Below are 15,433 nucleotides of genomic sequence, written 5' to 3' on the forward strand. Positions count from 1 at the left end.
AGTTGCGGATGCCGCTCCAGTCGCTCAAGCAGCGCTTCGTCTTCGGTTCGTCTCGGCATCGTCGGCTCCTTGTTTCAGCAATTTACCGCTCAATCCTAGCAAACAACATCAGTACTGTTCGCACCCGTCGCCCTGTAGCCGTTTAGCCCCCTCGGCTCGCGGCCTGATCTGAGGCGACCTGTCCGTGGGCGCGGAGGTTTTCGACACGATTTTGTTGAAGCGTGCGTGCCGGATTATTCGCGACCGGACGATCAGCATCGCAGGACTAACGGGAGAGGACGAAATCACACCCGTCGACCAGCTGACGCTGACCTGGTTTGGCTTGGAGGTGTCAGAAGAGTGCAGGCCCATCTCGTCCGGCTATGGGGGCGCGGCCATCCGGCTGTGTCCGTTGACGCGCCTTGGATCTGGGTGTTTCCAGGGACGCATTGGGGAACCTTGATCATCTCGGGCGTAATATCCTCGCCGACAGCGTTGCTCCCGCCGGTAGACCCCACGTAGTGCGAGACCGAAAAGTCGGTTTTTTTGCCCAAAAGTGCCGCGTAAGTCCTGTTGACCGACGCGAAAAATGTCGTCGGAGTGATCGCATGCTATTGCTGATTGGCTTTTCCGCATCCCGATCGTGGAGATTACCCGTGTGAAATCGAGCGGGCAAGTCGCTCAAGTTGACTTGTGCAACATCTGAACAGCGATATTACAGCGGAGGACGGCTTGGTTTCTCTTGGATGAGTGCTGGGGAGGCGCGCTCGGGTCTTGCCTTTTGTCCAGGGGCCAAGCCCGGTGCGAAGCAGAGAGTCGTGCGGCCCGCCGAGCTCGGCTTACCAGTTGCTGCTTCGAATCTTGCGTCGCAGCGATGTCGTTGGCGTGCTTCGGCATCATTGACATCAAAAGCCGAGATGACATCACAATGGCAACAGTCACCGTTCGCAATCTGCCGGCCGAGGTCCACCGGGCGCTGCGGCTCCGGGCCGCGGCCCATGGCGTCAGCACCGAGGCAGAGATCCGCGCGATCCTGGCACAGGCCGTGCGCTCGGACGGCGGGCTGCGCGTGGGCACCGAGCTCCGGCGCTATGCGGAGACCATTGGCGGCGTCGAGCTGGAGGTCCGCCGTGACCCGGCCCCCATCGAGCCGGCGTTCTTCGAATGATCATCCTGGACACCGACGTCATCTCAGAGCCATTGCGGCCCCGCGGCAGCGAGACGGTGATCCGATGGCTTGATGCTCAGGCGGTGGAGTCGCTCTACATCACCGCCATCAACACGGCGGAATTGTGGGCCGGCGTCGCCTTGATGCCCGACGGTGCCCGCAAGCGCGCCCTCGAGGGCTCGCTCGCGGACCTGCTGGACCGGCTGTTCGGGCGGCGTCGCCTGGATTTCGACGACCGCGCCGCGCGGGCTTACGCCGAGATCGCCCGCAGCACTACCGCTGCGGACTCGCCCATCGGCCTTGCCGACGGCCTAATCGCCGCCATCGCGCACGCCCGCGGCTTCGCCGTCGCCGCGCGGGATACGGCACCTTTTCGAGCAGCCGGAGTCGATGTGATCGATCCTTGGAGCATGGCTTGAACCGGCGCGGTTCGTCACGGTGGGGCGCGGTGGCTGCCACGCGCGCCGCAGATGCGCAACTGGACGGCCGGTCGGGTGGCGCGGCCCGGTCCAGCACGGTTCATGGGCTTGCCGGCGCCCTAGACGTCCAGCCTGCTCTGGACATAGAAAGGCTGCGCATCGCTGCTCGACCCCGGCGCGACGCCGCCGCTAAGCGCCCGCCGGGCCAGGTCGGAGAGCACCGCACCAGCGGAGCGGCGTTCCCGGCGCGTGCGGGCTCGGCGTCTGCTGGATCGCGCCCTCTGATAGACTCACGGCAGCGCAGAAGCGCGCCCGCGCGAGATGAGCGATGACCACCGAATCCCTGAAAGAGACCGTTAAGCGCGAGCTGCCGAACTGGCTGCGGGACGATCCGTCGTTTCGGGCTTTCATTTTGGATCTGACGCGGGACGCCTATGCCGACCGCCGCGAGACCGACGTTCGGTTCCACGAGCTGTTGGGTGAGCTGCGACGCGACCGGGAGCGCCAGGACAGAGCCTGGGCGGATAACCAGGCCGAGCTCAGGCGCATGCGCGAGGAGCAGGCGCAGAAATGGGATGAGCAGAATCGCAAGTGGGAAGCAAACCAGGCCGAGCTCAGGCGCATACGCGAGGAGCAGGCCAAGAAGTGGGACGATAACCAGGCCGAGCTCAAACACATACGCGAGCAGCAGACCAAGAAATGGGACGACAACCAGGCCGAGCTCAAACGCATGCGCGAGGAGCAGGCCAAGAAGTGGGACGACAACCAGGCCGAGCTCAAGCACATACGCGAGGAGCAGGCCAAGAAGTGGGACGATAACCAGGCTGAGCTCAAACGCATGCGCGAGGAGCAGGCCAAGAAGTGGGACGACAACCAGGCTGAGCTCAAACACATGCGCGAGGAGCAGGCGCAGAAATGGGATGAGCAGAATCGCAAGTGGGAAGCAAACCAGGCCGAGCTCAGGCGCATGCGCGAGGAGCAGACCAAGAAGTGGGACGACAACCAGGCCGAGCTCAGGCGCATCCACGAAGAGTTCATGGAACAGTCGCAGCGGTACGACCGCGGCATCGGGGCGCTGGGCTCGCGCTGGGGTCTGCAGTCCGAGAAGGCCTTTCGCGACGCCTTGGCCGCCATCCTGGAGAAGAGCTTCGGCGTGGAGGTGGTCAATGTCACCGACTATGATGACGACGGCGAGGTGTTCGGACGTCCAGAGCAGGTGGAGCTGGACGTCATCATCACGAACGGTCAGCTGCTCATCTGCGAGCTCAAGTCTTCCATCGACAAGGCGGGGATGTACAGCTTCGAGCGCAAGGCGCGCTTCTATGAGCGCCGTCACGAGCGCCAGGCCGATCGGCTGCTCGTGATCTCGCCGATGATCGATGCCCGCGCACAGAAGGTCGCTGACCGCCTGGGCATCGAGACCTACGGCGATTCCACCGAGGTCGAGGCCTGAATTACGGTGACAGCCGAAAAGGGACCAGGCTCAATAACGACCCAATGCAGTATGCGATCCGACAGGCGCCCCCCGAAGACCTTCGACCCCCGGGCGGCCCTTCTGGCGACACGTCGAGACCCTCCGAAACTGGGTACTGTTCGCCCAGCCCATGTTTGACATGCTGCCGACAAATTAGCTTGATAAACAGTATGTTAGACGTACACAGAAGGCGGTTATGGCACTACATGGTTGATTTTGGCAGTGACGGGGCTCGCATTCAAACGACAGTGATTTGCTGCTGACCGGGACGGTCGCTGACGCCCAGTGCGTCATAAATGAGCTGCTGGCGCGGCTCGGCACGGGTCGCCTTGCGGACATGCACGGTACGCCCGTCCTCGCGCTTGAGCTCGACGGTGACGCGGTCCTGTCCATCGAGTTCGCGGCGAATGCCCTCCCAGCTGAGGTGAATGCCGCAGGCCTTTAGTTGCAGGCGGATGGTGTGCACCAGATGGTAGGCCAGGACGGAAATGAACAGATGCCCGCTGACGCGGTCGGTCTTGTGATGATAGACGGGGCGCAGGCCCAGCTCCGATTTTAGGGAACGGAACACCGCCTCCAGGTCGGTGAGCGTGACATAGGTCTGCCACAGCGTGCGCTCGTCCCACTCGGTCTGATTAGTGCGCAGGCAATAGACGCCGGGCAAGGTGTCATCCACCGGCGTGACGCGTTGCCAGTGGATCGCCTTGGCATTGGGTCCGGTCTCATCCTGCTCGACACTGATCTCGTAGTACTGTGCCGCGCGCGGGTACTTCTGTTTCAGCCGCCCGATGGCCTCGAGCACCTTCTCGTAGCGCTTGACGGTGCGCGGCTTGTGCAGCCCGTCGGCCAGCTTCTGCAAGGCGGCTTCGAAGCGTTGCGCGAAGCGATCGGCGATGCCCCGCTCCTTCTCCTCGCGCTGCGTGGAGTGGCAATAGAGCTCGACCTCGCCGGTGTCCTCGTTGACCACCCGCTGCGCGCGGATCGTCAGCGCTCCGTCTGCCTTGATCAGGCAGGCGGCCTCGGGATCGAATTGCCGATGGCGCCGCCGGCTGACCACCACGTAGCGGTAGCCCTGTTGGTTGAGCCAGGCGATGTTCTCCTCGGTGGCGATGCCGGCATCGAGCACCACGGTGGGAGGCGCCTCGCGTTGCGCGGGGGCCAGCCTGCGCACCATCTCGGCCAGCGTCTGCGCCTCCGCGGCATTGCCGGCGAAAACCTCGCTGCGTTTGGGAAAGCCGCTCGCGTCCAAGACCAGCGCCAGCGTCACCAGCGGGCAGTCCGTGCGCTTCTCTTTGGACTTGCCGAACGCCGCATTGCGGTTTGCCGCTGCCGTGCCTTCGAAATAGGTATTGGTCAGATCGTAGAGCGTGATCACCTCGTCGAGCTCGAACAGATCGCGCTCGCGCGCATACAGGAAAGCTTCCAATGCCGGCTTGTGCGCCAGCAGTCGGTCGGAGATCCGGTACAGCGCCATCAACTCCAGCGCGGTGAAATCGAAATCGATCAATTCCCCCAGGGCGCTGCGCTGTTGCAGCCATTGGTGGGTCGCCAACTCGCTGCCCGGCGCCACCATGCGCCCGATCAGCGTACCGATGGCCGCGGCGCGCTGCGGGCCGTTGAAGCCCAGCGCCGCCAATTGCCCATCCAAGCCGATTTGGCGCAGCGCCGCCAAGGCCACATGCTCCACCGCCACGCTGCGCGGGCGCACGACCTCCACCGCACCGACATCGACGCTGTGATAATCCCCCGCCGCACGGCTCGCATCATGGCGCCCGGCACGCGCCCGGATCACCTGCGCGGCGTAGTGCTGGGCGGCTTGCTCCCAACGCGCATCCAAGTCCGCCACAAACAGTTCCGCCTGCCCGCCGACCAAGGCCTCGATGCGCTGCGCCAACGCCGGCCATTGCGCCTGCGGCACCTCGAAATGGCGCCCGAGGTTGAGCAGCGTGCGCTGGCGCACCCGGCCGCCTTCGCGAATCGACTCCACCAACCGATACGTGAAATACGGCTCCCCGCTGCGCCGGCTCTTGATCGTGGTGCGGCGGATGTACATGCCCGCGCATGCTGCGCCGGGTCCCGGCCGCGGTCAATACGACGTCGGGCGAATATGGCACTACTTTCAGCGCCAAAACCGCAAGTCTTTGACTTTACTGATAGCCGCTTCCTACTCGTGTACCTTCGATCAATGACTTACCGAAAATCCGCGCTGGAAAATGTCAAAGATGGGCCAGCGCTTTACTGCTCCGACCAGCGAAGCACCCAGCGCCGAGCAGTCGCCCCGGTGTGTCCTGTAGTTTGACGGTTCGTAATCGATCGATTACGCTGGGCGAATGTTCACGATTAAGCGCACGCATGCGTTTGCTGCCTGGCTCGATGGCCTGAAGGACCGCCGCACAAGGGTTCGCCTGATCCGGCGACTCGACCGAGCAGCTGCCGGGAACCTTGGTGACGTCCGGCCTGTCAGCCATGGCGTCTTCGAGATGCGCGAGCACTACGGGCCGGGATGGCGCATGTACTATGTCCAGAGAGGGACGACGTTGATCGTGATGCTCGGCGGTGGTGACAAGTCCACCCAATCCAGAGACATTGCCAACGCCATCGAACTGGCCGAAACCATTGAGCACTGACGCCCATGAGCGAAACGATCTGTGTTGCCGACCTGCCGGTGTTCGATCCCGCCGAGCACCTTCGGGATGAAGCGGACATCGCCGAGTATCTCACCCAGGTGATCGAGGACGGTGATACCTCTGAACTGGCGCACGCCCTCGGCGTCGCGGCGCGCAGCCGCGGCATGACCGAGGTCGCCGCCGCCTCCGGGCTGGCCCGTGAAGCGCTCTACAAGGCGCTGCGCGCCGGTGCACAACCGCGGTTTGATACCGTGAGCCGCGTTTGTCAGGCGCTGGGGGTCAAGTTGGTTGTCCAGCCTGCCTCCGAGCAGCTGCCAGGCGACTGATCCGACGCAAGCACCCACCCATACTCAGTCGGAGACGGACGAACCCGCCGCATACGGCGCCCCTTGGAATGTGCGGGGGCTACGTCGGCTTCCGCACGATAGGCGCACTTCAGTTCGCCCGGCGCTGCCCACGGCGATGCCTCTGCGCCGCCAAAGCCAGAAGCCCCGCGGCCACCAGGGAGAGCGGCGCCGGCACCGGCGCCGCGCCAAAGGTTCCGGCAAAACGCAGGTTCCCGACGTACAACTCCGCGTTGCTCTCTCCGACGCTGTGCAGCGTTGCCGTGAGCGCCCCGCTCATGCCAGCGAAATCCGACACATCGATTACCGCGTCGAGCAAGAGATCTTCCAGCAGGCCATCGATGCCCATCGACCACAGCAGCTCGTCGCCGAAATACAGCGTGAACCAGTCCCCGTCACCGCCTGCGCCCACCATCCAGTCCAGCAACAGCATCTCAGTACCAAGCGGGATGTCGATCAGTTGCATCATCGATACGGGCGACTGCTCGGCAATCCGATGACCGTCGAACCGGAACGCGTCGTATCCTGGCAGACCGCTGACCAGTTCCGGCTGCCCGATGAGAGGCTCAAAGATCGACTCGACAGGAAGTACCGTCCGTTGCGGCGTGGTAACAGCAGCGACCGAATCCGCAGACTCACTTCCCGCGGGAATTGCTGCACCGCCAATCGCCGGTAGAAGGGGGGTAATCCAGTCGTCAATTTCTGGCTCTGGCTCGATCGTTCTCGCCGTCCAATTAACTGTACCAAAGTCGGCTTGCCTGCCTTTAACGACATACTCGGGATAGAACTCCGATCCAACGGGGCCGTGCCCAAAGCCTACCCCTTGATTTATATCCGCTGCAAAAACGCTCTCGCCGTATCCTCCTTCGGTCGCGTGATTGAATGGACGGGTGCTGAAGTAATTGTCGAAGTAATCAACACTATCGGGAAGCACAAACTCAAACCATTCCGCCGGGAAATTCGGCGCAATCCAGCCGGGAGCATCTGTCGGCGCATCGAGCGCCGTGAACTGCTGCACCGTAGCGTCGCCTAGATCGCCCCAACTCTCTAAGTACCGAATCGCGATCCCGTTGACAATGGTCCCGTAGCTATGCCCGATAAAATGCAGGTCTTGCTCATAATCAGACCCGAGGATCGCGGTTAGCTTACGTCCTAGCCTATATCCGGCGTAGTCCGCATTGTGACGAGCCCTGGGAGCGCCTATAAGGCCCGTATAAGCCCCTTCCCACTGATAAAAGACGATGTTGGCATCGAGCCCTTCATCGAACATTCGATTCCACACCTCAAGACCAATGTTCGCCTGCCCTTCGGGCCGAGTTCGATCCTCAAAGCTCCAGTCTGGGTGTTCATGATCTCCACTCGACCGCTGCCAGCCATGCGTGATGACGTATGTCGGAAGCCCTGGATCAAAACCTCCTGAGGCAGTCTTTTCCGACCCGTATACCGACTCCGGGCTCGTACGGTCCTGGAATACCGGGCTAGTAGAACTGCGGTCAATTTGATTCAACTCGGCGATCTCATCTGGAGAGAGCGCCCTGTTGTAGATGCGGACATTGTCCAGATAGACGTCGCCGGAGCGGAACGGCGAGGAGTATCAGCCACGCGCCGAGCTGTATCGATAGGCGCCAAGCAGCATGTCCCAGGTCGAATCGATCGGCGACGTCGACTGCGCATCGACATTTGCCACTTGACTGCCGTTCAGCCAGATCTCGGCCTTGGCCTGATCCCTGTTGAAGACTGCGGTGACGTTGTTCCACTTCTGCAAGAGACCCTTCGCGAAGGGAGCGGACGCCCGCGTCACGGTGCTCTCAGTGTACGCGCCGGCTTGTACGTTCCAAAAGACTTCTTCGGTGAGTTTATTGATTCCAACATGTGCGCCTTCTCGAAAATCCCCTCCCTGCATGGAAAGCAGCGGCGTGAAATAGGAGGTCTTTCCCGAGGTGTTCGTCGAGGCGTATTCCGACGAGAATGTGTCCTGCCGGAAATTGACGGAGAACGTAAAATTGTCGGTCCCTGGGTAGTAACTGGTCGAGGCCGGTATGCGGCCGTAGTTTTGGTCCGTCGCACGCAGGACGAAGCCGGGGCCGGCGTTGTTAGGAACGTCGTAAGCGACCGTTGATCCCTGATGCACCGAACCGTTGCCATAATTGACTCGAGGCTTGATGCCCGTCTTCGTCTCAACGGCAGAGTTGTACAGGGTGCCGGACTTCAGGAAGTCAAGGTCATCAAACTTGTATTCGTATTCAAGCCCGCTAAGCGGAATTGGTGCTGCGTAGGCTGATGTCAGCAAGACTCCAGAGAGAGAGAGAGAGAGAGAGATTCGTCTCGCAGTCAGTGTCATGATGAAGCTCCGTTTGGCACGAATTCTATTGCTGGTCGGCTCCCTGCGAGCCGGCATTGGCCACCTGACGCTGACGCAACGCCTGGGAGGAGGCGACCATGGCGATTCCCTGGATGCACGCTGCCGCGCATCCAAATCGTGGATAATATCCACAAGAAATCCACCCCGCAAGGCTTTCAAGTCTCTGTCGAGCGCGGACAGTTTGAGGACACATGAGGTTTTCCAGAACTTGCGGCTCGCGGGGTTGGGTCTATCCGTTTGCGTTCGGCCCGATCTGCGTCGGGAGGCGTGGGTGGCGTGACACGGTCTGGGCGTTGGCATTCGCGTCACCGGCAGAGCCCGCAATTTCCAGACGAGCCGCTCCGGCCAGGGCGTGGCGGCTAGCCTTCCCCATCTTTCTCCGCCAAGCGTGCCCTGATCGCCCGCAACAGCTCGGGCAAAGGGCCCGCTGCTGCCTGCCAAACGATGGCATCGTCGACGCGCGCATAACCGTGGATGAGTACGTTCCGGAAGGCGATGGCTTTGGCCGCGCCTGGCAATGAACTGACGACATCCGGCGCCTGCTTGTCGAGCTGGGACAGCGCCTCACCCAAGATCTCGAACTGTCTTTCCACCGCGGCGCGCAGGACCTCATCGGCGAGGTAATCGTCGAATGCCTTTCCGGCCAGGAAACGCTCGATGGCCTCGCCGCTGGCCTTGGCGTCCCACAGCAGAGCACGAGGATCACGCGCCATGCAGCAACTCCCGTGTGCGGTCGATGGATGCCCGCACATAGGGATTGCGCACAGCGTTGGCGCAGACGAGGTCGACGTCCCGGCCGAGCAGGCGCGACAGCGCGTCCCGCAGCTCGAAGTAAGCATCGAACAGGCCCATGGGTGGATCCGGCTCGAACTCGATGAGCAAGTCGATGTCGCTTGTGGCGGCGTCGAAGTCATAGCCACGGGCAGCGGAGCCGAAGACTTCCAGCCGTCGGACATGGAAGCGCCGACAGATGTCAGAGATCTGTTGGCGCTTTTGCGCGATGGATGGGTGCATTTGGTTGCCCGACATGGTCAAGCCGCGTTATCAGGTTCACGATCTGATCGGTCATGTGTTGACGTGGTCCGGTATGCGCTGCACGGTGGATGTTTCATGCAGATTCCAACAGGCAAGGGGTCCGGCAAACGCGCTAGCGAGGCGCGCGCATCGAGCCCGCAAGCCGCGCAGCAAAACGGGCGGTGCCCCACCGACCAGCGCCCGCTGCGCGTATTCCGTTAGCGCCGGCAGGATGCAGGCACCCCGCGCGACGTCTAAGCCGGCCACCAACCATCGTCCAACGCCTGCTCGGCAGTGAACGGGCACTCCGCCGGAAAGGCTTCTTCCGCCAGGCCGGTCTGCCGTGCGGCTTCGAGGATGGCGTCGCCGTAGGCATCTTCGCGCGCTTGCGGCAGCTTGGATTTGAGGCTGGGGTTTTGGGCCAGATGGCGGCGCAGGCGGCGGCGCTGTTCCTTGATGGTGAGCTCCCAGCTGCGGCTGCGATGGGTCGGTTGGAATCGCCATTTGAGCAGGTGCGTGAACAGCACGGCCAAGCGGTTCTCCAGTTCGCGCAGCTCGGCCTTGCCCATGCTCTCGATTTCCTCGGCGATGTGCTCTATGTCCGCTTGGTCGAGTCGGCCGGTGCGCAGCAACTCGGCCTGGGCATTGGCCCAGGCGTAGAAGTCGCTTTCGTAGCTGTCGTGGACCCGGTCAGTCATTGCGGCTGCTCGTCCACCAGCTCCAAACGCCGCTCAATCCGCTTCAGGCGAGCATCATGCTCGTCCAGACGGCCCGATTGCCGCGCGATGTCGCTGTGCAGGGCGGAGAGGTAAGCCTCGTGGGTGTGGTCGCGCCCTTTGAGGTCGGCGATGTCTGCCTCGATGCGGTTCAACTGCGCGCGAATCGCCTCGAGTCGCTCCAGGATCAGGTTCTCGATCTTATCGGTCATGGTCGATGGCGAAGGTTGGCGTCGCACACGGCAGAGTCTAACAGGACAGAGCGGGGGGAGAGCGCATGACAGGGTGGGCGCCTTAGGTCTTCGCACCCGAAAAAAAAAGGCGGTGGTCGTTGCAACCACCGCCCGCTGAGCGGGTCGTGTCGGCGCCGGCAGGCTGCCGGCGCCGATCCGGCAAGACCTACTCCGCCTTGTGGGCCAAGGCCGCATGCGCAGCAGCCAGCCGCGCCACCGGCACCCGCGGACCCGAGCAGCTGACGTAGTCGAGCCCCGCCTCGTCGCAGAAGCTGATGGACGCCGGGTGGCCGCCGTGCTCGCCGCAGATGCCCACATGGATATCCGGGCGGGTGGCGCGGCCCCAGTCCACGGCGAGCTTCATGAGCTTGCCGGCGCCCTTCACATCCAGCACCTCGAAGGGGTTGTCCTGCAGGATGTGGCTGCGGTTGTAAAGTGGCAGGAACTTGTTCTCGGCGTCCTCGCGGGAGAAGGAGAACACCGCCTGGGTGAGGTCGTTGGTGCCGAAGGAGAAGAATTCGGCTTCTTCCGCCAGCGACTCGGCGCGCATGCAGGCGCGGACCACTTCGATCATGGTGCCGAACTTGAAGGGGACTTTGCGGCCGTAGGCGGCCTCCACCTCGGCGTGGATCTCGTCGACGTAGGACTTGACCCGCAGCAGCTCCTGCTTGGTGCAGACCTGCGGCACCTTGATCTGCGGCTGCACGTCCATGCCGGCGGCGACGCACTCGGCGCCGGCCTCCAGGATGGCGCGGATCTGCATCTTGTAGATCTCGGGGAAGCTGATGCCGAGCCGCACGCCGCGGTGACCGAGCATGGGGTTGGTCTCGTGCAGGGAGCGCACCTTGCGCAGCATGGTCGTCTTCTTGGCGATGGCCTCCTCCACCATCATCGGGTCCATGACGTGGCGCAGGTCGTCGAAGGCGATGCGCTCGTTCTCCGGCGTGTGCAGCAGGCCCATGGTGCCGGCGAGCGCGGTCATGCCGCGGGTGGTCTGCGCCAGCACGTGCAGGTCGGCGAGGTCGCGCTCGAGCTGGTGCTCGTCGGGCAGAAACTCGTGGATGGGCGGGTCCAGCAGCCGGATGGTGACCGGATGCGGAGCCATGACCTCGAAGAGCTCGCGAAAGTCTTTGCGTTGCAAGGGCAGTAGCTCGTTCAGGGCCTCCTGGCGCTGCTCCGGCGTCTCGGCGACGATCATCTCGATGACGATGGGCAGGCGCTCGACGGCGTTGAACATGCGCTCGGTGCGCGCCAAGCCGATGCCGTTGGCGCCGTACTTGCGCGCCAGGCGGGCGTCGTCGGGCGTGTCGGCGTTGGCCAGCACCTCCAGGCGCGAGGCCTCGTCGGCCCATTCCAGCAGCGTGGAGAGCTCCGTGGTGAATTCCGGGTCCACGGTGGGGATGGCGCCGATGTAGACATAGCCGTTGGAGCCGTCGATGGTGATGAGGTCGCCTTCTTTGAAGGTGGTGCCGCCCACCATGGCCTCGCGGCGGGTCACGTCGACGCTGATGCCCTCGGCCCCGGCGACACAGGGCTTGCCCATGCCGCGGGCGACCACAGCGGCGTGGGAGGTCTTGCCGCCGCGGGAGGTGAGGATGCCCTTGGCGGCGAAGAAGCCGTGGATGTCCTCGGGCTTGGTCTCCTCGCGCACCAGGATCACGTCCTGGCCGAGGTCCTTGCCGAGCTGCTCGGCGCGGTCGGCGTCGAACACGGCAATGCCGGCGGCGGCTCCCGGCGAGGCCGGCAGGCCCTCGGCGACGGGCGCGGTCTTGGCGTTGGGGTCCAGGCGCGGGAAGAGCATCTGCTCCAGGCTGATGGGCTCCACGCGCTGCAGGGCCTGGTCCTTGGTGATGTAGCCCTGCTTTTCCATCTCCACGGAGGTCCGCACCATGGCGGCGGCGTTCATCTTGCCGTTGCGGGTCTGCAGGCAGTAGAGCACGCCGCGCTCGATGGTGAACTCGAAGTCCTGCACCTCGCGGTAGTGGCTCTCGAGCTTGTCGCGCAGCTCGCCGAGCTGGCGGCCCATCTCCGGCATCTCCACCGACAGGCGCGCCAGCGGCTTGGGCGTGCGGATGCCGGCGACCACGTCCTCGCCCTGGGCGTTGATCAGGTACTCGCCGTAGAGCTCGTTCTCGCCGGTGCCCGGGTTGCGGGTGAAGCCCACACCCGTGGCGGAGTCGTCGCCGCGGTTGCCGAACACCATGGTGCAGACGTTCACCGCGGTGCCGTTGGCCATCTCGGGGGTGATGTGGAACTGGTTGCGGTAATCCACCGCGCGCTTGCCCATCCAGGAGTTGAAGACAGCCTTCACGGCGATCTCCAGCTGCTGCATGGGGTCGGACGGGAAGGGCTTCCCGGTGTGCTCCTCGACCACTTTCAGGAAGCGCTCGGAGATTTCTTTCAGATCGTTGGCGGAGAGGTCCACGTCCTGCTTGGCGTGGGCGTGCTCCTTGACGACCTCGAACTCCCGGTCGAAGAGCTCGTCGGGCACGCCGAGCGCCACCTTGCCGAAGAGCTGGATGAAGCGGCGGTAGGAGTCGTAGCCGAAGCGCGAGTCGCCGGTGGCCTTGATCTCGCCCTGCAGGGTGTCCTCGTTGAGCCCCAAGTTCAGGATGGTGTCCATCATGCCCGGCATGGACATGGCCGAGCCCGAGCGCACGGACACCAGCAGCGGATTGTCCGGGTCGCCGAAGCCCTTGCCGGTCTTGCGCTCCAGCGCCGCCATCTGCTCATGCACCTGGTCCATGACGCCCGGCGGCAGCGAGCGGTCCGGCATGTCCAGATAGGCCAGGCAGGCCTCGGTGGAGATGACGAAGCCCGGCGGCACGTTCAGGCCGATCTGGGTCATCTCGCACAGATTGGCGCCCTTGCCGCCCAATAATTTCTTGTCTTTGCCGTCACCTTCCTCGAAAGCAAATACCCACTTCGTCGGCTCGGTCATGCGTGCGGACCCCCCAGGTCGGTTGCGCTGAAACGGTTGCGATAGAACTCTAGCGAACTTGTCCGGTATTGGAACGCCTTTGCGGGTGGTAGCCAAGCGGTGTCTACCTCTAGGTTGCCTTGTATCAGCATCGCCGTGCGGCTGCACCAACGGGGCGCACGCGGCCACACCGTCCGTCGGGTCACTGCACTGTCTTCGCACGCCGAGCGCGGCGGCATTGCACCACAAGCGCGCCTGCACAGTCTTTCCACCGTCCTTGTGCGGACCATGCGCGGTTGCCGGCTAGTCTGACACTTGAACGGAGCCGGGGCAGCAGCTGCCCGCTCCGCGAGGCGGCCGCCGCAGCGCGGCCCTTGCCACCGGCGACGCCGGATGCCGCGAGAGACGCCGCATCGGCGCATAGCCAAGCCGTCGTCACTTGCGACGGCCCGCCGCCGGTTCATCAAACGCAGACATCGGAGGTGTCAGATGGCACACAAGCACGGTCTCATCCATCGCAACCCCCTGACCAGCGTCCTGCTGGCCGGCGGTCTGGCGCTGCTGGCAAGCGCAGGCGCCCTCGCCCAGCCCGGCTGGGGCGACGGCCAAACCGGCGGCGGCCGCGGCCCCGTCCCCTTCGCGGCCATGGACGGCAATGGTGACGGCAGCATCAGCGCCGAGGAGCATGCATCCTTTCGCGCCGAGCGCATGGCCGCCAATGCCCAAGCGGGCCGGCTGCTGCGCAACGCGGGCCAGGCGCGGCAGTTCGCCGACCTGGATGCCGACGGCGACGGGCGCCTGACGCAGTCCGAGATGGCACAGTTCCGCAGCCAGCGGATGGCCCAGCGCGCGAGCCAGCGCGGCGGGCTGCGCGGAGGCTCGGGGAGCGGGCGCTGCGGCGGTCCGCGGTATCGGGGGTGGTGAGGCGATAGAGTATGGAGTGCGGAGGCGCAGTGCGCAGTGCGCAGTGCGGGGGCGCAGTACGGAGTACGGAGTACGGAGTACGGAGTACGGAGTACGGAGTACGATCAAGTCTCCCGCACTATCCAAACGCTCGCGCAACGCTCGAATCAAGGCATGCCAGACGAGCCCTGCGCGTCGTCGCCCCGTACTTCGCACTTCAAACGTCACATTTCAAACTTCACACTTCACACTTCGAACTCCCTGAGCCCTCACAATGCCCCCTCCCGCCAACCAGCCAGATCCAGCAACCCGCCCGCCCAAGATCCTCGCCCTCGACGGCAGCTACCGCCGCGGCGGCATCACGGACCAGCTGGTGGACGCGGTGCTGGCGGCGGCGGAGACCGCCGGCGCCGAGACCGAGCGCATGCATCTCATCGAGCGGCCCATCGAATTCTGCATGAACTGCCGGGCCTGCGCGGCGGAGCCGTTGGCGTCGGCCCCGGTGCGCGGTACCTGCCTGCTGGACGACGGCATGGCGGCGCTGCTCGAGCGCGTCGACGCCGCCGATGGGCTGGTGCTGGCGGCACCGGTGAATTTCGGCGGTGTCACGGCCGTCACCAAGCGCTTCATGGAGCGGCTCATCTGCTACAGCCACTGGCCCTGGGGCCAGCCGGCGCCGAAGCTGCGCCGGGACCTCGCCGAAGGCAAGGGCCGCCCGCGCCGCCCGGCGGTGCTACTCACCTCCAGCGCCGCGCCGTCGCTGCTCGGACGCCTCATGGAGCACCCCCTGCGGGAGCTGAAGCAGACCGCAGCCGTCCTCGGCTGCGAGCCGGTGGGCAAGCTTTGGCACGGGCTCGCAGCACAACAGCCGGAGCAGATCATCCGGACGGGCGCCCAGCGGCGCGCCGCGGCCCTCGGGCGCAAGTTGGTAGCGCGGGTGCCGTAGGCGCCAGCTTCCGGGGCGGTTCGAGGAGGCCGGCGGGCGAGGAATCGCGGCAGGGATGCCGCTCCCACGGCGCACTTGCTGATAGGGGTAGGGAAGGCTTGCGCCTCCCCTCCCTCCGAACCGTGCGTGCAGTTCTCCCGCACACGGCTCTCCAGTCGGTTGTTTCCTCATCGGGATTGGCTCGCCGGCAGGAGCAGCATTTCGGGTGATCGACTCCGGGCCAGCGCAGGGGACGCCCGCAGGCGTCGCGTGGACCCCGTTGCCAGGGCCGCCAACATCCGCTCCGTCCACACCGGCGGCTCGACCCGGCGCCACTCGCGTGGCTCGC

15 protein-coding genes are annotated in these 15,433 nt (G+C 64.4%); 7 read left to right on the forward strand and 8 right to left on the reverse strand.

Features of this window, described 5'->3' with window-relative positions:
• Positions 1-907 precede the first annotated feature (907 nt).
• From CKO31_RS22885 to CKO31_RS27445, 3 genes are all read left to right on the forward strand, one after another.
• Positions 908-1,147 carry a FitA-like ribbon-helix-helix domain-containing protein gene (locus CKO31_RS22885; protein ID WP_200242036.1) on the forward strand — a complete coding sequence of 80 codons (240 nt, stop codon included), beginning with the start codon at positions 908-910 and terminating at the stop codon, positions 1,145-1,147.
• Positions 1,144-1,566, forward strand: coding sequence for a type II toxin-antitoxin system VapC family toxin (locus tag CKO31_RS22890; protein WP_200242038.1), 423 nt, complete (start codon positions 1,144-1,146; stop codon positions 1,564-1,566). The genes CKO31_RS22885 and CKO31_RS22890 overlap by 4 nt, the downstream gene beginning before the upstream one ends.
• Positions 1,567-1,894: 328 nt before the next feature.
• Positions 1,895-3,019 carry a PD-(D/E)XK nuclease family protein gene (locus CKO31_RS27445; protein WP_306341778.1) on the forward strand — a complete coding sequence of 375 codons (1,125 nt, stop codon included), beginning with the start codon at positions 1,895-1,897 and terminating at the stop codon, positions 3,017-3,019.
• 259 nt (positions 3,020-3,278) lie between these two features.
• Here the strand turns inward: CKO31_RS27445 and CKO31_RS22900 are convergent, their stop codons facing one another.
• The gene (locus CKO31_RS22900) at positions 3,279-5,093 is read right to left on the reverse strand and encodes an IS1634 family transposase (protein WP_200242040.1); all 1,815 of its coding nucleotides are present in this window, start codon (positions 5,091-5,093) and stop codon (positions 3,279-3,281) included.
• Positions 5,094-5,370: 277 nt separating this feature from the next.
• On the opposite strand from CKO31_RS22900, the gene CKO31_RS22905 reads away from it, so the two are divergent.
• Together CKO31_RS22905 and CKO31_RS22910 are read left to right on the forward strand one after the other, a co-directional pair.
• Complete coding sequence (locus CKO31_RS22905) at positions 5,371-5,667, forward strand: type II toxin-antitoxin system RelE/ParE family toxin (RefSeq protein ID WP_200242041.1); 297 nt, start codon at positions 5,371-5,373, stop codon at positions 5,665-5,667.
• 5 nt (positions 5,668-5,672) lie between these two features.
• Positions 5,673-5,993, forward strand: coding sequence for an addiction module antidote protein (locus tag CKO31_RS22910; RefSeq protein ID WP_200242042.1), 321 nt, complete (start codon positions 5,673-5,675; stop codon positions 5,991-5,993).
• Between the two features lie 109 nt (positions 5,994-6,102).
• On the opposite strand, the gene CKO31_RS22915 is transcribed toward CKO31_RS22910, so the two are convergent.
• From CKO31_RS22915 to ppdK, 7 genes are all read right to left on the reverse strand, one after another.
• Positions 6,103-7,518 (reverse strand): alpha/beta hydrolase family protein, encoded by a 1,416-nt coding sequence (locus tag CKO31_RS22915; RefSeq protein ID WP_200242043.1) that lies wholly within the window; start codon positions 7,516-7,518, stop codon positions 6,103-6,105.
• Between the two features lie 87 nt (positions 7,519-7,605).
• Positions 7,606-8,352, reverse strand: coding sequence for a hypothetical protein (locus CKO31_RS22920; RefSeq protein WP_200242044.1), 747 nt, complete (start codon positions 8,350-8,352; stop codon positions 7,606-7,608).
• A 380-nt stretch (positions 8,353-8,732) separates the two neighbouring features.
• Positions 8,733-9,086 (reverse strand): HepT-like ribonuclease domain-containing protein, encoded by a 354-nt coding sequence (locus CKO31_RS22925; RefSeq protein ID WP_200242045.1) that lies wholly within the window; start codon positions 9,084-9,086, stop codon positions 8,733-8,735.
• On the reverse strand, positions 9,076-9,402 hold the full coding sequence (locus tag CKO31_RS22930; protein ID WP_242475603.1) for a nucleotidyltransferase family protein: 327 nt from the start codon (positions 9,400-9,402) through the stop codon (positions 9,076-9,078). Before CKO31_RS22930 ends, CKO31_RS22925 begins: the two co-directional genes overlap by 11 nt.
• 239 nt (positions 9,403-9,641) lie before the next feature.
• A complete protein-coding gene (locus tag CKO31_RS22935) occupies positions 9,642-10,085 on the reverse strand; it encodes a DUF29 domain-containing protein (RefSeq protein ID WP_200242047.1) in 444 nt (147 codons plus the stop codon).
• Positions 10,082-10,315, reverse strand: coding sequence for a hypothetical protein (locus CKO31_RS22940; RefSeq protein ID WP_200242049.1), 234 nt, complete (start codon positions 10,313-10,315; stop codon positions 10,082-10,084). Before CKO31_RS22940 ends, CKO31_RS22935 begins: the two co-directional genes overlap by 4 nt.
• Positions 10,316-10,502: 187 nt before the next feature.
• Complete coding sequence (gene ppdK / locus CKO31_RS22945) at positions 10,503-13,277, reverse strand: pyruvate, phosphate dikinase (protein ID WP_200242051.1); 2,775 nt, start codon at positions 13,275-13,277, stop codon at positions 10,503-10,505.
• A 468-nt stretch (positions 13,278-13,745) separates the two neighbouring features.
• Here ppdK and CKO31_RS22950 point away from each other — a divergent pair, with 468 nt between their 5' ends.
• Positions 13,746-14,180, forward strand: a complete 435-nt coding sequence (locus CKO31_RS22950; RefSeq protein WP_200242054.1) for an EF-hand domain-containing protein — start codon at positions 13,746-13,748, stop codon at positions 14,178-14,180.
• 253 nt (positions 14,181-14,433) lie between these two features.
• Positions 14,434-15,105, forward strand: coding sequence for a flavodoxin family protein (locus tag CKO31_RS22955; protein ID WP_200242057.1), 672 nt, complete (start codon positions 14,434-14,436; stop codon positions 15,103-15,105).
• The last annotated feature ends 328 nt before the right edge of the window (positions 15,106-15,433 follow it).

The organism is Thiohalocapsa halophila (assembly GCF_016583825.1).
GTDB classification, from domain to species: Bacteria; Pseudomonadota; Gammaproteobacteria; order Chromatiales; family Chromatiaceae; genus Thiohalocapsa; species Thiohalocapsa halophila.

Coding starts and splice junctions, on each gene's coding strand:
- CKO31_RS22900 (WP_200242040.1), bottom strand. CDS start 5,093: ATGTACATCCGCCGCACCACGATCAAGAGCCGGCGCAGCGGGGAGCCG.
- CKO31_RS22890 (WP_200242038.1), top strand. CDS start 1,144: ATGATCATCCTGGACACCGACGTCATCTCAGAGCCATTGCGGCCCCGC.
- CKO31_RS22910 (WP_200242042.1), top strand. CDS start 5,673: ATGAGCGAAACGATCTGTGTTGCCGACCTGCCGGTGTTCGATCCCGCC.
- CKO31_RS22930 (WP_242475603.1), bottom strand. CDS start 9,402: ATGTCGGGCAACCAAATGCACCCATCCATCGCGCAAAAGCGCCAACAG.
- CKO31_RS22955 (WP_200242057.1), top strand. CDS start 14,434: ATGCCCCCTCCCGCCAACCAGCCAGATCCAGCAACCCGCCCGCCCAAG.
- CKO31_RS22940 (WP_200242049.1), bottom strand. CDS start 10,315: ATGACCGATAAGATCGAGAACCTGATCCTGGAGCGACTCGAGGCGATT.
- CKO31_RS22885 (WP_200242036.1), top strand. CDS start 908: ATGGCAACAGTCACCGTTCGCAATCTGCCGGCCGAGGTCCACCGGGCG.
- CKO31_RS22935 (WP_200242047.1), bottom strand. CDS start 10,085: ATGACTGACCGGGTCCACGACAGCTACGAAAGCGACTTCTACGCCTGG.
- CKO31_RS22950 (WP_200242054.1), top strand. CDS start 13,746: ATGGCACACAAGCACGGTCTCATCCATCGCAACCCCCTGACCAGCGTC.
- CKO31_RS22925 (WP_200242045.1), bottom strand. CDS start 9,086: ATGGCGCGTGATCCTCGTGCTCTGCTGTGGGACGCCAAGGCCAGCGGC.
- ppdK (WP_200242051.1), bottom strand. CDS start 13,277: ATGACCGAGCCGACGAAGTGGGTATTTGCTTTCGAGGAAGGTGACGGC.
- CKO31_RS22920 (WP_200242044.1), bottom strand. CDS start 8,352: ATGACACTGACTGCGAGACGAATCTCTCTCTCTCTCTCTCTCTCTGGA.
- CKO31_RS27445 (WP_306341778.1), top strand. CDS start 1,895: ATGACCACCGAATCCCTGAAAGAGACCGTTAAGCGCGAGCTGCCGAAC.
- CKO31_RS22905 (WP_200242041.1), top strand. CDS start 5,371: ATGTTCACGATTAAGCGCACGCATGCGTTTGCTGCCTGGCTCGATGGC.